Genomic DNA, 17,542 nt, shown 5'->3' on the forward strand with positions numbered 1-17,542 from the left:
TTGTCGGTCACGTCAGGGTGCCTTTGAGCCTTTGGCGCGCGGCCTTCGTTCAAGACCCGCTGAGTCAAATCCGCTACACTGGCGCTCAAACGAAACTGGACGACTTTCATGGCCTTGAGCGCGACTCCTTATAAAGTGGATCTGAACCTGACCGACCTGGACCGCAACGTGTTTGAAACGCTGCGTTTCACCGTGGCCCGTCATCCTTCCGAAACCGAGGAACGCCTGTGCGCGCGGCTGCTGGCGTTTATTCTCTGGTACAGCGAGGCGCTCGCTTTCGGGCGTGGGCTTTCCGATGTCGACGAGCCGGCGCTGTGGGAGAAGAGCCTGGATGGCCGCGTGCTGCACTGGATCGAGGTAGGCCTGCCGGACGCCGAGCGCCTGACATGGTGCTCGCGTCGCGCCGAGCGGGTGTCGCTTCTGGCCTACGGGCGCACGGATCTCTGGGAAACCAAAGTGCTGCCCGGCGTAGCGTCGCTCAAGAACCTTCACGTGGCCGCGCTCCCGCAGCAGGCACTGGAGGAAATAGCGCGCGAACTGCCGCGAGCGATCAACTGGGCCGTCATGATCAGCGACGGTTCGCTGTTCGTTACCGACGACAATGGCCAACATGAAATTACGCCGCAATGGCTGCTACGCCAGCGCTAGGCGTTTCTTGCGGCCGCTCCCGTAGGAGGGCGGCGCAGGCGGGGCGGCCGCATAAAAAAGCACGCTTGCTAAACAAACGTACGATTACATACAATCAAAAATGTTTATAAGCTTTGATGCTCGAATCGCCTGCTTCCTCAACGCTTTTCTCAAGGGACGAGACATGACCGACTCTCTCACGCTGCGCTGGAAACCGCTGGCCGCAGCTTTTTCGCTTGCGCTTTTGTCACCCGTGGCTGCCGCCCAGAGCGCGCTGACCGTCAAGGTCGAAAACGACGGCATGGCCAGCAGCGACGATGGCCACTTCACCAGCGGCTTCGAGATTAACTACGGCTATACCCCGGCCGAACAAAGCTGGACCCAACGGCTGGCCACCGCGCTCCCCGATGCGGTGATCGGCCAGGCCGACCAAGTGGCGTTTCGACTGGTGCATCAGATCTATACCCCGAACGATATCGAAGAGCCGCGGCTGATCGAAAGCGACCGGCCCTATGCCGGGCTGGTGTTCGGCGGCATGTCGCTTTACGAAGACGCACCGATCACCCAGAACATCACCCGCTCGACGGATCTGCACCTGGACGCGGGCCTGGTGGGACCGTCGTCGCTGGCCGACAGTATCCAGCGCGAGGTGCACCGCATCACCGACAGTGACCGACCGCGCGGCTGGGACAACCAGCTCAGCGACGAGCCGCTTTTGAACCTGACGCTGCGCCGTCAGTGGTGGGTCGACATGCCCTTGGCCGGTAAGCAGTTTTCTCACGGGCCGAGCGCCGGCGCGGCGGTGGGTAATCTCTACACCTACGCCAGCGCCGGCTACAGTGTGCGCTGGGGCGACGATGCCAGCGGCGTACCCACACTCACGCCGAACCCGGGCAATCGGGGGCAGTTCGCCAGCACCCAAGGGTGGCAGTGGTACCTGTTCGCCAACGTCGACGGTTACTACATGGCGCACAACCTGACCCTCGACGGTAACGTCTTCTCCTCGAGCCACTCGGTGGATCGCAAGGAGTGGGTTGCGGATGCTTCCGCCGGGCTTGCGCTGGGCTATGATGACTGGCAGGTCACCTACGCCGCGCTCAAGCGCACGCGCGAGTTCGACGGCCAGGAAAGCCACGACACCTTCGGCTCGCTCACGCTGACCAAACGCTTCTAAACCGCCGCGACCGTTTACCGCGAGGCCACCGATGCCAAAAGCGCCGTTTCCCCACACCCCGGATGGCCGCTACTTCGTGGCGAAGAACCGGCTCTGGCGCTGTACCGACCCGCGCCTGGACAAGGACGAAGAGCAGCGCCACGTCAACGCCTTGATGAAGGCGCGCCGGGCGGTCAAGAGCGCCAAGGACGCAGGCGACGACGTCGCGCTGAAAAAGGCTCGGGCCGAGGTGCAGAGCGCCAAGGAGGCGCTGGGCGAGCGTGGCCCGGTGTGGTGGGACGACGGCGCGCCGGATGAAAACGAGCTGGCCCCGCACAATAGCTCCTACGCGCAGTGGTGGCGCGACTACCAGAAGCGCCACCCCGAGAAGCAGTGAGGCGCAAGTGCCGGGTGTCGAACGCGGCGCTGCGTGTCTACACTCAACGTCCATGCATCGACTCGGGGCGTTTCTTCAATGGATATGATGTTTTTCAGCGGCTGGGAGAGCCTTCTTCGCACGCTGGTGGTCGGCGTACTCGCCTACGTGGCGCTGATCGTGTTTCTGCGTATTTCCGGCAACCGTACGCTGTCCAAGATGAACGCCTTCGACATGATCGTGACCGTAGCGCTGGGCTCGACGCTTGCCACGGTGCTTTTATCGAAAGACGTGGCGCTGGCCGAGGGCACGCTGGCCCTTGCGCTTCTCATCGCGCTTCAGTATCTGATCACCTGGCTCAGCGTTAGGGTGAGCTGGGTCAAACGCGCGGTGACCGGCGAACCCTCGATGCTTTTCTACCAGGGCGAGTTTCTGACCAGCGCTCTCTACCGCGCGCGAGTCACCGAAGACGAAGTACGCTCGGCGGTGCGCGCAAGCGGGCTTGGCAGCGTCGACCAGGCGAGTGCAGTCGTGCTGGAAACCGACGGCTCGCTTAGCGTAGTGACCCGCGAGCTTACCCGGAACCGCTCGAGCCTCGAGGACGTAAGCGGGAGCTTTCGTTAAGCGAATCCGCCGCCGGGCATCGACGCCCACCCACGAAAAACGGCTCCCGAAGGAGCCGTTTTGCGATCAGGCGTTGGGTTACATCTTGCCTTCGAAGTCGCTCGCGTCGTGGCGCTCCTTGAGCTGTTCGCTTTCATCGCCCCAGGTCTTGTTGACCATGCGACCGCGCTTGACCGCCGGGCGCGCGTCGAGCTCATCGGCCCAGCGGATCACGTTCTTGTAGGTGTGCGTCTGCAAAAACTCCGCCGCCTCGTAAACGCGGTTCTTGACCAGCGCGCCGTACCAGGGGTAGATCGCCATGTCGGCGATGGTGTATTCGTCGCCGGCCATGTAGCGGTTATTCGCCAGATGCTGATCCAGCACGTCGAGCTGGCGCTTCACTTCCATGGTGTAGCGGTCGATCGGGTATTTATAACTTTCCGGCGCGTAGGCGTAAAAGTGGCCGAAGCCGCCGCCCAGAATCGGCGCGCTGCCCATCTGCCAGAAAAGCCACGACAGCGCTTCGGTGCGTTTGGCGGACTCCGTGGGCAAAAAGGCGCCGAACTTCTCGGCAAGATAGAGAAGAATCGAGCCGGACTCGAAGATCCGCTGAGGCGGATTGACGCTGTGATCCATCATCGCCGGGATCTTGGAGTTGGGATTGATCGCGACGAAGTCGCTACCGAACTGATCCCCTTCGCCGATATCGATCAGGTAGGCGTCGTACTCGGCCTCCTTGATACCTTTCTCGAGAAGCTCTTCCAGAAGGATCGTCACCTTGACCCCGTTGGGCGTAGCCAGCGAATAGAGCTGCAGCGGATGCTTGCCCACCGGAAGCTCTTTTTCTTCCCGCGCGCCTGCCGTGGGGCGGTTGATGTTGGCGAACTTGCCGCCGTTGCCGGCTTCCCATTCCCATACGCGGGGCGGTGTGTAGCTATCGCTCATCGATACTGCTCCTTGATTGTACCTGCCGGGCTGAGACCGCGCGGCGCGAATTTTAGTGGTTTAAACGTAGCGCCTCGGGCAAACATCGGCTAGTGAAAACCCGTTATCGAACGTATATGCTAAATTAATTTGCAAACAAACCAATAGTCCCTGGAAGGAGAGCGTATGCGTACGATCGGTGTTCTGGGCGGCATGAGCTGGGAGTCCACCCAAAGCTACTACCGGGCTCTGAACGAAGGCGTCAATGAGGCGCTGGGCGGCTTTCATTCGGCCTCGATCGTAATGGAGAGCCTCGACTTCGCCGAGATCGAAACGCTGCAGCGCGCCGGCGACTGGGACGAGGCCGGAAAGGTACTCGCCGACGCGGCAATGCGAATCGAGCGTGCCGGCGCCGGCTGCCTGGTGCTCGCCACCAACACCATGCACAAGGTGGCACCCGCCATCGAGGCGGCGATCGACATTCCGCTTTTGCATATCGCCGATGCCACTGCCGAGCAGTGCCGCCAACAAGGTATCCAGCGCGTTGGGCTGTTGGGCACCCGCTTTACCATGGAGCAGGAGTTCTACCGGGCGCGACTCGAGCAGCGCTACGGTATCGACGTGGTGATTCCCGACGATGCCGAGCGTGAAAGCGTTCACCGAATCATCTTCGAAGAGCTTTGCCGCGGCGAAATCCATCAAGCCTCGCGCGAACGTTACCTCGAGATCATCGAAGGTTTGCAGGCCCGGGGCGCCGAGGCGGTCATTCTGGGCTGTACCGAAATCGCGCTACTGGTCGAGCAAACGCACACCCGCGTCCCGCTGTTCGATACCACCGCCCTACACGCGGCGAAGGCGGTGGCCTGGTCGCTCGAAGGCTCAAACAAGCCTTAAACGACGCTCAAGGTAACGTCGATGTTGCCACGGGTGGCGTTGGAGTAGGGGCAGACCGTATGCGCTTTCTCTACCAGCGAATGAGCCGCCGCTTTCTCCATGCCGGGCAGGCTCACCTTGAGCTCGACTTCGATGCCAAAGCCCATGTCGATGGCGCCGATACCCACGCCGGCGTCGATGCTCGCATCCTTCGGAAGCGTCACCTTCTCCTGGCTGGCAACGTGCTTGAGCGCCCCCAGAAAACAGGCGGCGTAGCCCGCGGCGAAAAGCTGTTCCGGGTTGGTGCCGCTGCCGCCGGCGCCGCCGAGCTCTTTGGGCGTGCTGAGCGTCACGTCCAGCGCGCCGTCAGAGGTTTTGGCGTGGCCTTCGCGCCCACCGGTTACGTGGGCTTCGGCGCGGTAAGCGATCTTCTCGATGGACATGGTGCCTCCTCTATTTGCCATTGATCCGGGATTAATTTAGTCCGGCTTTGTTTAGCGCGCAAGATAAATCCGCCGGGTTCTAGTAGCGCAGAGGTAACGAGGAGAGCGCTATCAGCGGTGGATCAAAGCGCCTTGTGCAGCTGCTCGCGAAGGGTTACCAGCGCCTCTTTCAGCGCCAGAAGCTCTTGGGGCGAGTGGGCGCTGGCGTCGATCATGCAGCCGGGTATATGGCTCGCTCGGGCCTTCAGCTCGCGCCCCTGGGTGGTGAGCCACACCTGTACCACGCGCTCATCGTGCTCGGCCCGAACGCGCTTTAGCCGCCCGTCGGCCTCCAGCCGCTTGAGCACGGGAGTGAGCGAGCCCGGGTCGGTCATCAGCCGCTTGCTCAGCGCTCCCACGGTCAGCCCATCCTGCTGCCATAAAATCAGCATGGCCAAATATTGCGGATAGGTCAGCCCGAGCGCTTTCAACAGCGGCTTGTAAACGCGCGTCATGGCAAGCGAGGTAGAGTGAAGCGCAAAGCAGAGCTGCTGGTCGAGTTCGAGCTCGTCAGAAGGGTGGTCTTGCTCGGCCATAACGACTCCGGGTAAACGTATGCGCCAATGTAACGTTTAAGCGCCTGGCGGGCCATCCTTCTAAGGCGCTTCTTTAAAACGCGCCGGGCCAACGGCCTCGAGTGCCGTCGCTATTCGGAAAACCGTAATGGATGCCCAGCTTCTCATCACTGAAACTTGAGTCCGCAAAGTCGGTGCTCGCATGGTGTGGCTCATCGAGACGCCAGCCAGTCGGTATGCGTTGCTACCGTCACCATCTCTTTCCTTTTGACGCTTTTCCCTATTAACTCTTTTTTCTGTTAACTCTCTTTTTTCATGATCTTGAACCAGCGTTGATACTTTCAGGGAGACGATACCAATGACGCCCACCTCTTATCGCGTTCTGGTCATGGGCGTTTCCGGGTGCGGCAAATCCCTGGTAGGGCGGTTTGTTGCCGAGGCGCTCGAGGCGGCGTTCATCGATGGCGACGACCATCACCCGGCGGCCAACGTGGCCAAAATGGCGCGCGGCACGCCGCTCGACGATAGCGATCGCCAGCCGTGGCTTGCGGCGCTGGCGGGACTTTTCGAACGTTACCGCCGTCAGGACGAGAGCGTCGTGATCGCGTGTTCTGCGCTCAAGAAACGCTACCGCGACCGCCTTCGAAGCGGCGATTCCGGCCTGAAAATCCTGTTTCTGGAGGGAAGCTCCGAGCTTCTGCAAACGCGTTTGGCGGCCCGGGAAGACCACTTTTTCAAGGGTAATAGAATGCTGGCGAGCCAGCTCGCTGATCTCGAAGCACCGGGCGCCGAAGAGGCTGTCACGCTTTCGATCGCGCTTGCGCCCGGCGCCATCGCCGAGCGCTTCGTGGCGCGGCTGCGTGATGAATCATGATACCTGGTCATCGGTCAGGACCAGATAGACGCGCGCAATAGAATGCGCATGGAAGTAAACCTGTAAATTCGATAAGGTATACCGTAAGGCATTTATTCAGAGTGAAACGACGTTGAACATTACCCGATTGACCGTTTATCCGGTGAAGTCCTTCAAGGGCATCGATCTCGAGCAGGCTACGCTCACCGCCGAAGGTTTCGCCTGGGATCGGCGCTGGATGCTCGCCAACGAGCAGGGCGAATTCGTCACCCAGCGCCAGGTGCCGGCCCTGGCGCTGATTTCGGTCGCGTTGACCGAGAGCGCGCTGGTGCTCAGCCACCCCGAAGCGGGCTCGATCGAAATAGCGCTCGAAGAGCCCCGGGGGCCGCTTTGCGAGGTCGTGGTGTGGGGCGATGTCTGCAAGGCGGTGGAGGAGCCCGATGACGTGAACCAGTGGCTTGTCAGTGCGCTCGGCGAGGCGCTCGCGGGCGTGCACCTGGTGCGCTTTGCCAGCGACTTCAAGCGCCCCGCGCGAGCGCTCGATGGCTCGACCGCGCCGGTACACTTCGCCGACGGCTACCCGCTGACGATCGGCTCGACCGGCTCGCTCGCCGCGCTTAACGAAGCGCTCGAATCCCGCGGGCAAGCGCCGGTGCCAATGGAGCGCTTTCGGCCGAACATCGTCCTCGACTGCCCTACGCCCTGGGCGGAGAACGACTGGGCGCTGATCGCAACGCGCGACGACACGATTCGCCTTGCCCCGTGCAAGCCCTGTCAGCGTTGCAGGATCGTGACCGTGGATCAGCAAAGCGCGGACATCCCCGCGCCTGGCGAGCCGCTGGCCACGCTGGTCAAGCTCAATACCCAGCCTACGCGCAAGGGTGCCTACTTTGGCCAGAACGTAACAATCAGCAAAGGGCAGGGCGCCACGCTCTCTCTCGGCGATGAGTTTCGTGTATGCGAGACACGCTAGCCGGGTGTTCGGCACCGTCAGTAAAATAGGCTACGCTTGGGAGGTGGCGACGGGAGTTCTCCCGAGCCTTTAAGTATTCCGGCAAATGATGGCAACAGGAGTGTTCCATGGATAGCAAAGCGAATGCGCATTGGGAAGGTGGCTTAAAAGACGGCAAGGGCAAGATTGCGACCGAAAGCGGCGTGCTGGATGCCAGCTACTCGTTCAAGCAGCGTTTCGAGGGTGAAAAGGGTACCAACCCGGAAGAGCTGATCGGTGCTGCGCACGCAAGCTGCTTTTCAATGGCGCTTTCAATGATTCTTGGCGACAAGGGCTACACCGCCGACGCCATCGATACCCAGGCCACGGTCACGCTTTCGCAAAGCGACCAGGGATTCGATATTTCCAAAATTCATCTGGACGTGGAAGCCACCGTCAGCGGTGCCGACGACGCCGCTTTCCAGGAAGCCGCGGAAACCGCCAAGGCGAACTGCCCGGTCTCCAAAGTGCTGAACGCCGACATTACCCTGACCGCAAAGCTCAAGGGCTAAGTCAGGCGCTTGCGTGCGACGTTCTTGTCGCGCAAAAGTGTCAATGAATCAAAGCGCTGCCGCTGGCAGCGCTTTTTTTGTGGCGGTTCATGGCCATACCGAGCAGGCATGAAAAACCCCGGTCGAAACCGGGGTCTTCAGAGGCAAACCGCTAGTGATTAGTTAGTGGTGTTCATGCCGTCTTCGTTTTCCATACCGGCGTCGTTATCCATACCAGTATCGTTGTCCATGCCGGTATCGTTGTTCATACCGTCGTTCATTTCTTCACGGTTGCCGTCACGCTCATACTCTTCAGCTTCTTCAAGCGCTTCCTGAGTGGCGTTGACGCGGATGACGTAATCGTCGTTGTCTTCATCCATGGTCAAATCGAGTGAATCCCACTCGATGGCAACGTCTTTCTCACCCATGCCGAGGAAGCCACCAACGCCGACCACGACCGCCTGGATCTGGCCATCCATATCGATGATCAGATCATTGATGGTGCCGATTTCTTCATCTTCCTCAACGGCGCTGAGGACGGCGTTGCCGGTCAGCGAGTCAGCGTGGAAGCTGCCTTGCGGCGCGGACGTCAGGTAGGTTGCGTCCATGCCATTGGTCTCTTGCATGGTGGCGTCGTTGGACTGGGCATTGGCGCCTGCGGCGAACAGGAATGCCGGTACCATCAGCGTGCCGAGAAAAGCGGGTTTGATCATTTTCATTGCCATTGCTCCTTGCGTGCATAGTGAGGTATGGGGCAGTAATGCCTTGACCTCGACCTTGAATAGTTACTGCCTCGTATCGAGGCTGCCAACTATCTTCCTGGTGTGAATCCACTTTTTGCTTCCCACCAACCGTGCCGGAAGGCATGAGTGGCGTGTCTTCTGTCAGGCTAAAACGACGGGGGTCGCTCGTTAACCTTGACCGACGCTCAAATGCGCCCGGACACTTTTCAAGGTAGTCGCTGTGTGTGGCTTTGCAATACCTGGGCACGCGGGTTCGCGCTAAAAAGTGCTGGTAGAGGCTTTTAATAGCCATTTAGCGCGACTTTTTTAACCCATATCAACTATGGCGGCGGCTATCGGGCCGGGTCGAGTACACCGTTCTGTGAGGCGTTGCGCCGGAACCAACCGGCGATGCTGGCCCGCGGATGACGCGTGGGCAGCACCTCGTGAGGTACGGTTTCGGAGAGAAAACAGGCAAATGTGCCGGCCTCGGGAATGACCCGAGCAACTTCACGCTCAGGGTCCTGGGGGTCGAAAATCACCATTTCACCGCCGCCGTCGGTGGGCCAGTTCGCCGTCAGGTAGCTGACCGTGGAGACCACGCGGTTGGCGCGGCCACGAAAGCTATCCAGGTGACGTTTGTAGAAGGCGCCGGCAGGGTAGTGGGCAAAGTGCGCCTCGAACTCGAAAAGCCCGAGAAAAAGCGTCTGGTTGAGCGCCGTTTGCAGATGCTGCATGGCCTCCAGATACGTGCGCTGCGCCTCGCTTTCGCGGTTGAGCCAATGAATGGCGTCACCGCGGATGTCCTTGCGCAGATGATGCTGCTGGCCCCGGCCGATGCCCGCCTCCTCGAGCGCCTGGGCCGCCTTGAGCCGCGAAAGCTCCTGGGCCAGCGCTTCGCAAAGTGCCGGGTCGATGATGTCAGTGCCCACGTACCAGCCCTTTTCGACCAGCGCATCGATCAACGCGTTGTGAGCCTCAAACGAAAATGCCGGTGTCACGCTTGATGTGGTCATTGCTTGCTCCGGGAAGCAGCCGGGACGGGGCTGATATCGCTTTTCCTGGCCGGGCGCTCTCTGGGCACGCGCTGGGTGCGCTCCGGGTGGTGTTTGAGCGAACCGCCCGGGCGCTGGTAAAGATCGATCGGCATACCGAAGCCTTCGGCCAAAAGCTCGACCAGCATCATCGCCGACAGCCCCCAGATCACGTGACCGTCGACGTGGTAGCTGGGCACGTAGTGGGCGACGCCATCCACGGTGATGACATCGGTATAGGTGCGTTTGTCGTCGAGAAAGTGGCTCAAGGGCACCTCGAAGATGGCGTCGAGCTCACCGGGATCGGCTTTCAGATCCAGATCCGGCGCGATGATGCCCACCCAGGGGGTCACGCAAAGCCCGTGAAGCGAGATCACGTCCGAGAGCTGGCCGACTTTTTCCACTGCGCCGGGGGACAGCGCGATCTCCTCTTCGGCTTCGCGCAGGGCGGTGTGGTAAAGGTCGCGATCCGTCGGCTCGCGCTTGCCGCCGGGAAACGCGACCTGGCCGCTGTGGGTGGAAAGGTGGCTGGCGCGACGGGTAAACAGCAGCGTCGGGTCGGGGCGGTCGACGATCGGCAGCAGCACCGCCGCTTGCAGCAGTTTGGCGCGGCTCATCTCTTTTGGGCGGTAGTGTTGCAGCGCTTCGCGTAGTTTCTCTAACATGGAGGTTCCGTCGAATATGCGGTCAAGACGCGGCTATTGGCGCCGGGCCCATCGCCACACCTTATCAGCTGTTGAGATACCGTCATGAATTTTTGTAGCCAGTGCGGCGAGAAAGTCCGTTTTGCCATTCCCGAAGGCGATGACCGCCCGCGCTATCTATGCGAAAGCTGCGGGGCGATTCACTATCAGAACCCGCGCATCGTCGCCGGTACGCTGCCGGTGCGCGGCGACCGGGTGCTGCTGTGCAAACGCGCGATTTCCCCACGCAAGGGCTACTGGACGCTGCCCGCCGGCTACATGGAAAACGCCGAAACCACCCGCGAAGCCAGCGCCCGCGAAACCCGTGAGGAGGCGAAGGCCGAAGTCGAGCTGGGAAGCCTCTATACCTTGATCGATTTGCCGCACATCAATCAGGTTTACATGATCTTTTTGGCCGAGCTCAAAAGCGACTACGCCGCGGGTGAAGAGAGTCTCGAGGTGGCGCTGTTCGCCGAGGAGGAAATTCCCTGGCAGGAGCTGGCGTTTCCCACCATCGAGCGCACCCTGGCGCACTTCTTCGAGGATCGAAAGCAGGGCCACTTTCCACTGCACATGAGCACGATTACGCCGGAAGACCGCGAGCGCTATTTCGGCAGCGCGTGAAGATCGGCCAGCAGCCACACATCGTAGGCCACCTCCTCGTAAGGGTGTGCGAGTTTCAGCGCCGCCACGGCGGCGTGAACGACTGCGTCGTCGCAGATCATTTCCACCTTGTACTCCTCGACCTGCGTCAGCTCATCGACGGCGCCGATATGCGGCTCGGCGCCGGACAGTGGACGAAACTGGCCAGTGCCCCGGGTCTGAAAGCAGACCGCTTCGTAGTTTCCGATTCGCCCGGCGCCGGTTTCGAAGACCGCTGCCTTGACGCTTTCGACGTTGTCCACCGGTACATAAAACGCGAGCTTGTACATCGTATTTTCCTGGGTTGAGGTTTTCGCCATCTTAGCGGATATGACCCTATCGCGCCCGGCTCTGGCTTTGTAGGATGGCGCTTTCATGACACCGATGACGAGAAACGGCGAGCCGAACCATGGACAAGTTCGAAGTAAAATTGGATCAGGCCGCCCGCGCGGCCTGGCTCTCCTACGTTGGCGGGCTCACCCAGGACGAGATCGCCGCGCAGCTCGGTGTTTCGCGCCCGGGTGTGCAGCGCCTGCTCTCTCTGGCGCGCCAGGAGGGATTGATCAAGGTGCATATCGACCATCCCATTTCGTCGTGCATGGCGCTGGGGCGCGCGCTTGGCGAGCGCTTCGGGCTTGGCTACTGCGACGTCGTGCCGGCGAATCCGGATGCGCCGGAAAGCGCAGCTTTTTATCTGGCGGTGGCCGGTGCCCGGCGCCTTTCGCACTTCGTGGAGCAGAGCGAGCCGTTGACCCTGGCGCTTGGCGCCGGGCGCTCGGTGCGCGCCGCCGTCGAGGCGCTGGATCGCATCGAGCGCCCCCAGCACCGCTTCGTGTCGCTTATTGGCAACGTCGCTCGCGACGGCTCGGCCAACCGCTTCGACGCGGTAATGGCGCTGGCGGACAAGACCGGCGGCGAGCGCTTTTTGCTGCCGGCGCCGGTGGTGGCAGAGTCCGTCGAGGAGAAGCGCGCGCTGCTCGACCAGCGCCTGTTCAAGGCGATCGGGGCGGTCGCCGCGGTGTCCAGAGCGGCGTTCATCGGGGTAGGGCGTATCGACCGCCAGGCCACGCTCTATCAGGATCACTTCATCAGCCAGGCCGAGCTCGACGAGCTTTTAGCGCTCGAGGCCGTCGGCGAGCTTCTGGGCTGGCCGCTCAACGAGTGGGGCGAGCTGATCGAGTGCTCGATCACACGGCGCGTCACCAGTCTTGCGCTTACGGCGTTTTCACAGCAGACGATGGTAGCGATCGCCGGCGGTCGGGATAAAGCGCCGGCGATTCTGGCTGCCCTGCGCGGCGGCTGGCTCAAGGGGCTGATTACCGATGAAGCCGCGGCGCGCTACGTGCTCGATGCACCCTGAGTCATCGTCTTGTAGGGCATGGCATTAGCGTAAAGTCTTAGCCTGCGGGCTTTGCTTTTTTTTGCGTTAAAGCCGATCATTTGTTCGAAAGATGATCAAAAACATCAGCGCTATAACAAGACAAGATCCGCTCAAGGAGTGCCTCATGCGTTTCGCCCCTCATCTTCCCCTTTGCGCGCTGGCCGCCGGTATCGCGCTGGCGGGCCAGGCTCAGGCCCAGACCAGCATCACCGTCGCCACCGTCAACAACAACGACATGGTCGTCATGCAGAGCTTGACCGACGCGTTCGAGCGCGAGCACCCGGAGATCACCCTCGACTGGGTGGTGCTCGAGGAGAACGTGCTGCGCCAGCGCATGACCACGGATATCGCCACCGGCGGCGGCCAGTTCGACGTCATGACCATTGGCGCTTATGAGGCGCCGATCTGGGCCGAGCGCGAGTGGCTGACTGCGCTCGACGACCTGCCCGACGACTACGATATCGACGATCTTTTGGGCTCGGTACGCGACGGGCTGAGCCTTGACGGCACGCCTTACGCGCTGCCGTTCTACGCCGAAAGCTCGATGATGTATTACCGCGAGGATCTGTTCGAGCAGGCCGACATCGAGATGCCCGACCAGCCCACCTGGGACCAGGTGCGCGGCTGGGCCGAAGAGCTTCACGGCAGCGAAGAGGGCCTGGCGGGCATTTGCCTGCGCGGCAAGCCCGGCTGGGGCGAAAACATGGCTCTCGTCACCACGCTGGTGAATACCTACGGCGGGCGCTGGTTCGACGAGCAGTGGCATCCGGAAATCGACAGCCAGGCCTGGCAGAACGCCGTTGCATTCTACGTCGATCTGCTGGGCAATTTTGGCCCGCCCGGGGCGAGCTCCAACGGCTTCAACGAGAACCTTGCGCTGTTCGCCCGGGGCAACTGCGCCATGTGGGTCGACGCCACCTCCGCCGCCGGCACGCTCTACAGCGAAGGCGAGCCCGCCGTGGTCGAGAACCTTGGCTTCGCCCCGGCGCCGGTGGCCGAAACGCCCAAGGGCTCGCACTGGCTCTGGACCTGGGCGCTGGCGATCCCCGCCTCTTCGGAGAAGAAAGACGCCGCTAAAGAGTTCATCACCTGGGCGACCTCGAAGGAGTACATCGAGCTGGTCGGTGAGACCCAGGGCTGGGCCAACGTGCCGCCGGGCACCCGCGAATCTACCTACGCCAACGAGCAGTACCAGCAAGCCGCGCCCTTTGCCGAGTTCGTCCTTAGTGCCATCGAGGAGGCGGACCCGACCGACTCGACCCTCGAGCCCAACCCCTATACCGGGGTGCAGATCGTCAATATCCCCGAGTTCCAGTCGATCGGTACACAGGTCGGCCAGAGCATCGCCGCCGCGCTCACCGGCGACACCAGCGTCGAGCAGGCGCTCGATAGCGCCCAGCGCGCCACCGACCGCACCATGCAGCGCGCTGGCTACTACGATTGACCCTCACGCGCGCCCGCCCTTGCGGGCGCCTTTTCGTTTCCACGCTTGCGGGCAGGGTTTGCCATGACCAGAACACGCGCCTCCGGGCGCAGAGTTGGCGGGTTTCGGGCGCTGTCGCTCCAGGCGCCCGCCGTCACGCTGCTGCTTTTATGGATGCTGATACCACTGGGGATGACCGTCTGGTTCTCCTTTCAGCGCTATAACCTTTTGATGCCGGGTATGACCGGCTTTGCCGGGCTCGAAAACTACGAGTACCTGCTCACCGACCCGGCGCTGTGGTCCGCCATGGGCACTACGCTTTTGCTGGTGAGCTGGGTGCTGGCCATCACCGTGGTCGGCGGCACGCTTCTGGCAGTGCTTTTCCAGCAGCCGTTTCTCGGCCGAGGGGTGGCGCGAGTGCTGGCGATCTCGCCGTTCTTCGTCATGCCTACGGTAAGCGCCCTGGTGTGGAAGAACATGATGATGCACCCGGGAAGCGGGGTGCTGGCCTGGCTCTCCAATCAGTTCGGCCTGCCGGCGATCGACTGGTTCTCGTCGCTACCACTGACTTCGATCATCATCATCGTTTCATGGCAGTGGTTGCCTTTTGCGCTATTGATCCTGCTCACCGCGCTTCAGTCGCTGGACGAGGATCAGGTCGAGGCGGCGCGTATGGACGGCGCCGGGCCGGTGGCGATCTTTTTCCATATCACGCTACCGCATCTGAAGCGGGCGATCAGCGTGGTGATCATGATCGAGATGATCTTTCTGCTGACGATCTTCGCCGAGATCTTCGTGACTACCTCCGGTGGCCCCGGACTTGCCACCACCAACCTGGCGTATCTGATCTATATCCGCGCGCTTTTGGATTTCGATGTCGGCATCGCCTCTGCCGGCGGGGTGGTCGCCATTATCCTGGCCAATATCGTGGCGATCTTTCTGGTGCGCATGGTCGCCAAAAACCTGGATGACTGACATGAGCGATTATTCATGAGTACGCCCAACGCCTACACCGCGCCCGGTGGCTCGGGTCGTTTCAAGCGGCTACTGCTTGCGCTGCTGGCCTGGACCGTGGCGCTGGTGATCTTCTTTCCGATTCTCTGGATGATGCTCACCGGTTTCAAGACCGAAACCGCGGCGATCGCCGACCCGAGTTTCATCTTCACGCCGACGCTCGAAAGCTACCAGGCGGTGCAGGCGCGCTCGGGCTACGCGCGCTTCGCGCTCAACAGTGTTGCGGTGGCCTTCGGCTCCACGGCGCTGGCGCTTCTGATTGCCATTCCTTCGGCCTACGCCATGGCGTTTTTGCCTACCCGGCGCACCAAGGGCACGCTTTTGTGGATGCTCTCGACCAAGATGCTGCCGCCGGTGGGCGTGCTGGTGCCGATCTATCTGATCTTTCGCGACGTGGGGCTTCTGGATACGCGCACCGGGCTGATTCTGGTCTACACCCTGATGAACCTGCCGATCGTGGTCTGGATGCTCTACACCTTCTTCAAGGACATGCCCAAGGACATTCTCGAGGCCGGGCGGATGGACGGCGCCTCGACGCTTCAGGAGGTGGTCTATCTGCTTTTGCCGCTGACGCTTCCCGGTATCGCCTCGACCGGGCTGTTGTCGGTCATCCTGAGCTGGAACGAGGCGTTCTGGAGTCTCAATCTGACTTCCTCGAAGGCCGCTCCCTTGACCGCCTACATCGCCTCGTTTTCGAGCCCCGAGGGGCTTTTCTGGGCCAAGCTCTCGGCGGCCTCGACCATGGCGATCGCGCCCATTCTGATCCTTGGCTGGATGGCCCAAAAACAGATGGTCCGTGGCCTGACCTTCGGCGCCGTCAAGTAAGGAGTTTTTCATGGCAACGCTTGCGCTCAACAATATCGTCAAACGCTTTGGCGACACCGAGGTCATCAAGGGCGTCGATCTGAACGTCGAGGATCGCGAGTTCGTGGTGTTCGTCGGCCCCTCCGGCTGCGGCAAATCTACCCTGATGCGTATGATCGCCGGGCTCGAAAGCGCGACCAGCGGCGATATACTGATTAACGGCGAGCGGATGAACGATGTCGGCCCCGCCGACCGGGGCCTCGCCATGGTGTTTCAAAGCTATGCGCTCTACCCGCACATGAGCGTTGAGGACAACATGGGCTTCTCCATGCGCCTGGCCGGGGTATCGAAGGAGAAGCGCCGCGCCCGCGTGCTGGAGGCAGCGAAGATTCTGCAGCTCGAGCCGCTTCTGGACCGAAAGCCTCGAGCGCTCTCCGGCGGCCAGCGCCAGCGGGTGGCCATCGGCCGGGCAATCGTTCGAAACCCCAGCATCTTCTTGTTCGACGAGCCGCTGTCGAACCTGGATGCCGCGCTCAGAGTGCAGATGCGCATCGAGCTCGCCAGGCTCCACGAAGAGCTCGACGCGACCATGATCTACGTCACCCACGACCAGATCGAGGCAATGACCATGGCGGACAAGATCGTCGTGCTTCAGGACGGCGTGGTCGAGCAGGTGGGCTCCCCCATGGCGCTTTATCACCACCCGCGAAACCGTTTCGTGGCGGGCTTCATCGGCTCGCCGAAGATGAACTTCTTCGCGGTGACGGTAGTGTCCGCCGGTGGCGATGGTGTCGAGGTAACGTTACCCGGCGGCGCCCCGTGCCGGGTGCCGGTCAACGGCGAAGGCGTTACAACGGGCGCCACGCTCGAGCTCGGGGTTCGCCCGGAGCATCTGATAATCGACGAGGGCGGCGCCCTCGGCGGGACCATTCAGGTGCTGGAGCGTTTGGGCGGGCAAACCTCGCTCTACGTCGAAATGGACGGCCAGCTTCTGACGATCATGGCCGATGGCGACGTCGCCTACCGCGTGCATGACCCGGTGCGTTTCGGCTTCGATGCGCGCCGGGCGCACCTGTTCGACTCGCAAGGGCTCGCGCTCGAAAGCCTCGAGGTGCACCCGTTGGCCGGGCTCACCCGTCAGGACAACCGTGCCGAGGCGGGAACCCAAAGCGCAGAGGCGGCACCATGAGCGCCGTCATCTTCGACTGCGACGGCGTGCTGGTGGACAGCGAAATTCTCGCCGAGCATACCCTTCAAACGCATCTCGAGGCGTGGCTGCCCGACGTGGACGTCGCCGCCGAGCTGAACCAGGCGCTCGGTATGACCACCGCCAATATCATCGCCCACCTGCAGACTTTGAGCCGCCATACGCTTGCCTTTGATGCCGTCGACCAGGTGGATGCGGCTATCGAGGCGCGTTTGAGCCGCGAGCTTCGCCCGCTGCCCGGCGCTGCCGATGCGATCCGCTCGTGCCCTTTCATGACCGCCGTGGTCTCCAACAGCCACCGGCGCCGGGTCGAGGCCTCGCTTGCCGTCACGGGCCTCGACAAAGCGCTCGATGGGGCGCTGATCGTCACCGCCGAGCAGGTAGCAAACCCCAAACCCGCGCCGGATCTTTACCTGCTGGCGGCCAAAACGCTCGAGCTTTCACCCAGGGCGTGCCTGGCGGTGGAGGATAGCGTAGCCGGCGTGCGCGCCGCCGTTGCCGCCGGGCTGACCGTGGTCGGCTTCGTCGGCGCCAGCCACTTGGACGCGCGCCAGGCCGAGCGGCTATTTGATGCCGGCGCCTGGCGGGTGATCGCGCACCTGGAGGAACTTGAGTCGCTTATCGCGCTCTGGAGCGCGGATGGGCTAGCTGCCCGCTCGTCACGCTAGCGCTTGCTCGGCACTTCTTTTCGCCAGACTTTTTTTGTCAGACTTTTTTTCGTCAGACCTTGTTCGTCAGACTTTT

22 protein-coding genes are annotated in these 17,542 nt (G+C 61.9%); 15 read left to right on the forward strand and 7 right to left on the reverse strand.

Annotated features, from left to right (window positions below; translation table 11 throughout):
• Window positions 1–108 precede the first annotated feature (108 nt).
• The 4 genes from ACGK9R_RS04210 (at window position 109) to ACGK9R_RS04225 (ending at window position 2,780) form a co-directional block, all read left to right on the forward strand.
• A complete protein-coding gene (locus ACGK9R_RS04210) occupies window positions 109–648 on the forward strand; it encodes a YaeQ family protein (protein WP_394578459.1) in 540 nt (179 codons plus the stop codon).
• A gap of 163 nt (window positions 649–811) precedes the next feature.
• Window positions 812–1,801, forward strand: a complete 990-nt coding sequence (locus ACGK9R_RS04215; RefSeq protein WP_394578461.1) for a lipid A deacylase LpxR family protein — start codon at window positions 812–814, stop codon at window positions 1,799–1,801.
• Window positions 1,802–1,832: 31 nt separating this feature from the next.
• Window positions 1,833–2,177: a hypothetical protein gene (locus ACGK9R_RS04220; RefSeq protein WP_394578463.1), complete on the forward strand. Its 345-nt coding sequence runs from the start codon at window positions 1,833–1,835 to the stop codon at window positions 2,175–2,177.
• 78 nt (window positions 2,178–2,255) lie between these two features.
• On the forward strand, window positions 2,256–2,780 hold the full coding sequence (locus tag ACGK9R_RS04225) for a DUF421 domain-containing protein (RefSeq protein WP_394578465.1): 525 nt from the start codon (window positions 2,256–2,258) through the stop codon (window positions 2,778–2,780).
• A gap of 78 nt (window positions 2,781–2,858) precedes the next feature.
• Here the strand turns inward: ACGK9R_RS04225 and yghU are convergent, their stop codons facing one another.
• Window positions 2,859–3,704 (reverse strand): glutathione-dependent disulfide-bond oxidoreductase, encoded by an 846-nt coding sequence (yghU, locus tag ACGK9R_RS04230; protein ID WP_394578467.1) that lies wholly within the window; start codon window positions 3,702–3,704, stop codon window positions 2,859–2,861.
• Between the two features lie 165 nt (window positions 3,705–3,869).
• Here yghU and ACGK9R_RS04235 point away from each other — a divergent pair, with 165 nt between their 5' ends.
• Window positions 3,870–4,577 carry an aspartate/glutamate racemase family protein gene (locus ACGK9R_RS04235; RefSeq protein WP_394578469.1) on the forward strand — a complete coding sequence of 236 codons (708 nt, stop codon included), beginning with the start codon at window positions 3,870–3,872 and terminating at the stop codon, window positions 4,575–4,577.
• On the opposite strand, the gene ACGK9R_RS04240 is transcribed toward ACGK9R_RS04235, so the two are convergent.
• Window positions 4,574–4,999: an organic hydroperoxide resistance protein gene (locus tag ACGK9R_RS04240; protein ID WP_394578471.1), complete on the reverse strand. Its 426-nt coding sequence runs from the start codon at window positions 4,997–4,999 to the stop codon at window positions 4,574–4,576. The genes ACGK9R_RS04235 and ACGK9R_RS04240 overlap by 4 nt on opposite strands.
• Window positions 5,000–5,121: 122 nt before the next feature.
• Window positions 5,122–5,574, reverse strand: a complete 453-nt coding sequence (locus tag ACGK9R_RS04245) for a MarR family winged helix-turn-helix transcriptional regulator (RefSeq protein ID WP_394578473.1) — start codon at window positions 5,572–5,574, stop codon at window positions 5,122–5,124.
• Window positions 5,575–5,911: 337 nt separating this feature from the next.
• Between ACGK9R_RS04245 and ACGK9R_RS04250 the strand changes: the two genes are divergently transcribed.
• From ACGK9R_RS04250 to ACGK9R_RS04260, 3 genes are all read left to right on the forward strand, one after another.
• Complete coding sequence (locus ACGK9R_RS04250; RefSeq protein ID WP_394578475.1) at window positions 5,912–6,427, forward strand: gluconokinase; 516 nt, start codon at window positions 5,912–5,914, stop codon at window positions 6,425–6,427.
• A 112-nt stretch (window positions 6,428–6,539) separates the two neighbouring features.
• Window positions 6,540–7,379 carry an MOSC domain-containing protein gene (locus ACGK9R_RS04255; RefSeq protein ID WP_394578477.1) on the forward strand — a complete coding sequence of 280 codons (840 nt, stop codon included), beginning with the start codon at window positions 6,540–6,542 and terminating at the stop codon, window positions 7,377–7,379.
• 107 nt (window positions 7,380–7,486) lie between these two features.
• The gene (locus tag ACGK9R_RS04260) at window positions 7,487–7,909 is read left to right on the forward strand and encodes an OsmC family protein (RefSeq protein WP_394578479.1); all 423 of its coding nucleotides are present in this window, start codon (window positions 7,487–7,489) and stop codon (window positions 7,907–7,909) included.
• A 158-nt stretch (window positions 7,910–8,067) separates the two neighbouring features.
• Here ACGK9R_RS04260 and ACGK9R_RS04265 read toward each other — a convergent pair whose 3' ends face one another.
• From ACGK9R_RS04265 to ACGK9R_RS04275, 3 genes are all read right to left on the reverse strand, one after another.
• A complete protein-coding gene (locus tag ACGK9R_RS04265; RefSeq protein ID WP_394578481.1) occupies window positions 8,068–8,607 on the reverse strand; it encodes a PRC-barrel domain-containing protein in 540 nt (179 codons plus the stop codon).
• 356 nt (window positions 8,608–8,963) lie between these two features.
• Window positions 8,964–9,626 (reverse strand): 2OG-Fe(II) oxygenase, encoded by a 663-nt coding sequence (locus ACGK9R_RS04270; RefSeq protein ID WP_394578483.1) that lies wholly within the window; start codon window positions 9,624–9,626, stop codon window positions 8,964–8,966.
• A complete protein-coding gene (locus tag ACGK9R_RS04275) occupies window positions 9,623–10,309 on the reverse strand; it encodes a CoA pyrophosphatase (RefSeq protein WP_394578486.1) in 687 nt (228 codons plus the stop codon). The genes ACGK9R_RS04270 and ACGK9R_RS04275 overlap by 4 nt, the downstream gene beginning before the upstream one ends.
• An 84-nt stretch (window positions 10,310–10,393) precedes the next feature.
• Between ACGK9R_RS04275 and ACGK9R_RS04280 the strand changes: the two genes are divergently transcribed.
• The gene (locus ACGK9R_RS04280) at window positions 10,394–10,951 is read left to right on the forward strand and encodes an NUDIX hydrolase (protein WP_394578488.1); all 558 of its coding nucleotides are present in this window, start codon (window positions 10,394–10,396) and stop codon (window positions 10,949–10,951) included.
• Here the strand turns inward: ACGK9R_RS04280 and ACGK9R_RS04285 are convergent.
• On the reverse strand, window positions 10,933–11,259 hold the full coding sequence (locus ACGK9R_RS04285; protein ID WP_394578490.1) for an NGG1p interacting factor NIF3: 327 nt from the start codon (window positions 11,257–11,259) through the stop codon (window positions 10,933–10,935). The genes ACGK9R_RS04280 and ACGK9R_RS04285 overlap by 19 nt on opposite strands.
• A 119-nt stretch (window positions 11,260–11,378) precedes the next feature.
• On the opposite strand from ACGK9R_RS04285, the gene ACGK9R_RS04290 reads away from it, so the two are divergent.
• The 6 genes from ACGK9R_RS04290 (at window position 11,379) to ACGK9R_RS04315 (ending at window position 17,466) form a co-directional block, all read left to right on the forward strand.
• Window positions 11,379–12,329 carry a sugar-binding transcriptional regulator gene (locus ACGK9R_RS04290; protein ID WP_394578492.1) on the forward strand — a complete coding sequence of 317 codons (951 nt, stop codon included), beginning with the start codon at window positions 11,379–11,381 and terminating at the stop codon, window positions 12,327–12,329.
• Between the two features lie 145 nt (window positions 12,330–12,474).
• Window positions 12,475–13,794: an ABC transporter substrate-binding protein gene (locus ACGK9R_RS04295; RefSeq protein ID WP_394578494.1), complete on the forward strand. Its 1,320-nt coding sequence runs from the start codon at window positions 12,475–12,477 to the stop codon at window positions 13,792–13,794.
• 63 nt (window positions 13,795–13,857) lie between these two features.
• Window positions 13,858–14,748 (forward strand): carbohydrate ABC transporter permease, encoded by an 891-nt coding sequence (locus tag ACGK9R_RS04300; RefSeq protein ID WP_394578496.1) that lies wholly within the window; start codon window positions 13,858–13,860, stop codon window positions 14,746–14,748.
• A gap of 15 nt (window positions 14,749–14,763) precedes the next feature.
• A complete protein-coding gene (locus tag ACGK9R_RS04305; RefSeq protein ID WP_394578499.1) occupies window positions 14,764–15,612 on the forward strand; it encodes a carbohydrate ABC transporter permease in 849 nt (282 codons plus the stop codon).
• A 10-nt stretch (window positions 15,613–15,622) separates the two neighbouring features.
• Entirely contained in the window at window positions 15,623–16,780 is a 1,158-nt protein-coding gene (locus tag ACGK9R_RS04310) for an ABC transporter ATP-binding protein (RefSeq protein WP_394578501.1), read from the forward strand.
• A complete protein-coding gene (locus tag ACGK9R_RS04315) occupies window positions 16,777–17,466 on the forward strand; it encodes an HAD family hydrolase (RefSeq protein WP_394578503.1) in 690 nt (229 codons plus the stop codon). The genes ACGK9R_RS04310 and ACGK9R_RS04315 overlap by 4 nt, the downstream gene beginning before the upstream one ends.
• Window positions 17,467–17,542: the final 76 nt, after the last annotated feature.

It is taken from the genome of Halomonas sp. HNIBRBA4712, from assembly GCF_043558675.1.
Classification (GTDB): Bacteria; Pseudomonadota; Gammaproteobacteria; order Pseudomonadales; family Halomonadaceae; genus Vreelandella.

Bases quoted from the DNA above. Each gene is read 5' to 3' on its own strand.
- ACGK9R_RS04315 (WP_394578503.1), top strand. From the start codon at position 16,777: ATGAGCGCCGTCATCTTCGACTGCGACGGCGTGCTGGTGGACAGCGAA.
- ACGK9R_RS04300 (WP_394578496.1), top strand. From the start codon at position 13,858: ATGACCAGAACACGCGCCTCCGGGCGCAGAGTTGGCGGGTTTCGGGCG.
- ACGK9R_RS04235 (WP_394578469.1), top strand. From the start codon at position 3,870: ATGCGTACGATCGGTGTTCTGGGCGGCATGAGCTGGGAGTCCACCCAA.
- ACGK9R_RS04310 (WP_394578501.1), top strand. From the start codon at position 15,623: ATGGCAACGCTTGCGCTCAACAATATCGTCAAACGCTTTGGCGACACC.
- ACGK9R_RS04285 (WP_394578490.1), bottom strand. From the start codon at position 11,259: ATGTACAAGCTCGCGTTTTATGTACCGGTGGACAACGTCGAAAGCGTC.
- ACGK9R_RS04265 (WP_394578481.1), bottom strand. From the start codon at position 8,607: ATGAAAATGATCAAACCCGCTTTTCTCGGCACGCTGATGGTACCGGCA.
- ACGK9R_RS04290 (WP_394578492.1), top strand. From the start codon at position 11,379: ATGGACAAGTTCGAAGTAAAATTGGATCAGGCCGCCCGCGCGGCCTGG.
- yghU (WP_394578467.1), bottom strand. From the start codon at position 3,704: ATGAGCGATAGCTACACACCGCCCCGCGTATGGGAATGGGAAGCCGGC.
- ACGK9R_RS04210 (WP_394578459.1), top strand. From the start codon at position 109: ATGGCCTTGAGCGCGACTCCTTATAAAGTGGATCTGAACCTGACCGAC.
- ACGK9R_RS04305 (WP_394578499.1), top strand. From the start codon at position 14,764: ATGAGTACGCCCAACGCCTACACCGCGCCCGGTGGCTCGGGTCGTTTC.
- ACGK9R_RS04215 (WP_394578461.1), top strand. From the start codon at position 812: ATGACCGACTCTCTCACGCTGCGCTGGAAACCGCTGGCCGCAGCTTTT.
- ACGK9R_RS04280 (WP_394578488.1), top strand. From the start codon at position 10,394: ATGAATTTTTGTAGCCAGTGCGGCGAGAAAGTCCGTTTTGCCATTCCC.
- ACGK9R_RS04250 (WP_394578475.1), top strand. From the start codon at position 5,912: ATGACGCCCACCTCTTATCGCGTTCTGGTCATGGGCGTTTCCGGGTGC.
- ACGK9R_RS04295 (WP_394578494.1), top strand. From the start codon at position 12,475: ATGCGTTTCGCCCCTCATCTTCCCCTTTGCGCGCTGGCCGCCGGTATC.
- ACGK9R_RS04225 (WP_394578465.1), top strand. From the start codon at position 2,256: ATGGATATGATGTTTTTCAGCGGCTGGGAGAGCCTTCTTCGCACGCTG.
- ACGK9R_RS04260 (WP_394578479.1), top strand. From the start codon at position 7,487: ATGGATAGCAAAGCGAATGCGCATTGGGAAGGTGGCTTAAAAGACGGC.
- ACGK9R_RS04240 (WP_394578471.1), bottom strand. From the start codon at position 4,999: ATGTCCATCGAGAAGATCGCTTACCGCGCCGAAGCCCACGTAACCGGT.
- ACGK9R_RS04275 (WP_394578486.1), bottom strand. From the start codon at position 10,309: ATGTTAGAGAAACTACGCGAAGCGCTGCAACACTACCGCCCAAAAGAG.
- ACGK9R_RS04220 (WP_394578463.1), top strand. From the start codon at position 1,833: ATGCCAAAAGCGCCGTTTCCCCACACCCCGGATGGCCGCTACTTCGTG.
- ACGK9R_RS04270 (WP_394578483.1), bottom strand. From the start codon at position 9,626: ATGACCACATCAAGCGTGACACCGGCATTTTCGTTTGAGGCTCACAAC.
- ACGK9R_RS04245 (WP_394578473.1), bottom strand. From the start codon at position 5,574: ATGGCCGAGCAAGACCACCCTTCTGACGAGCTCGAACTCGACCAGCAG.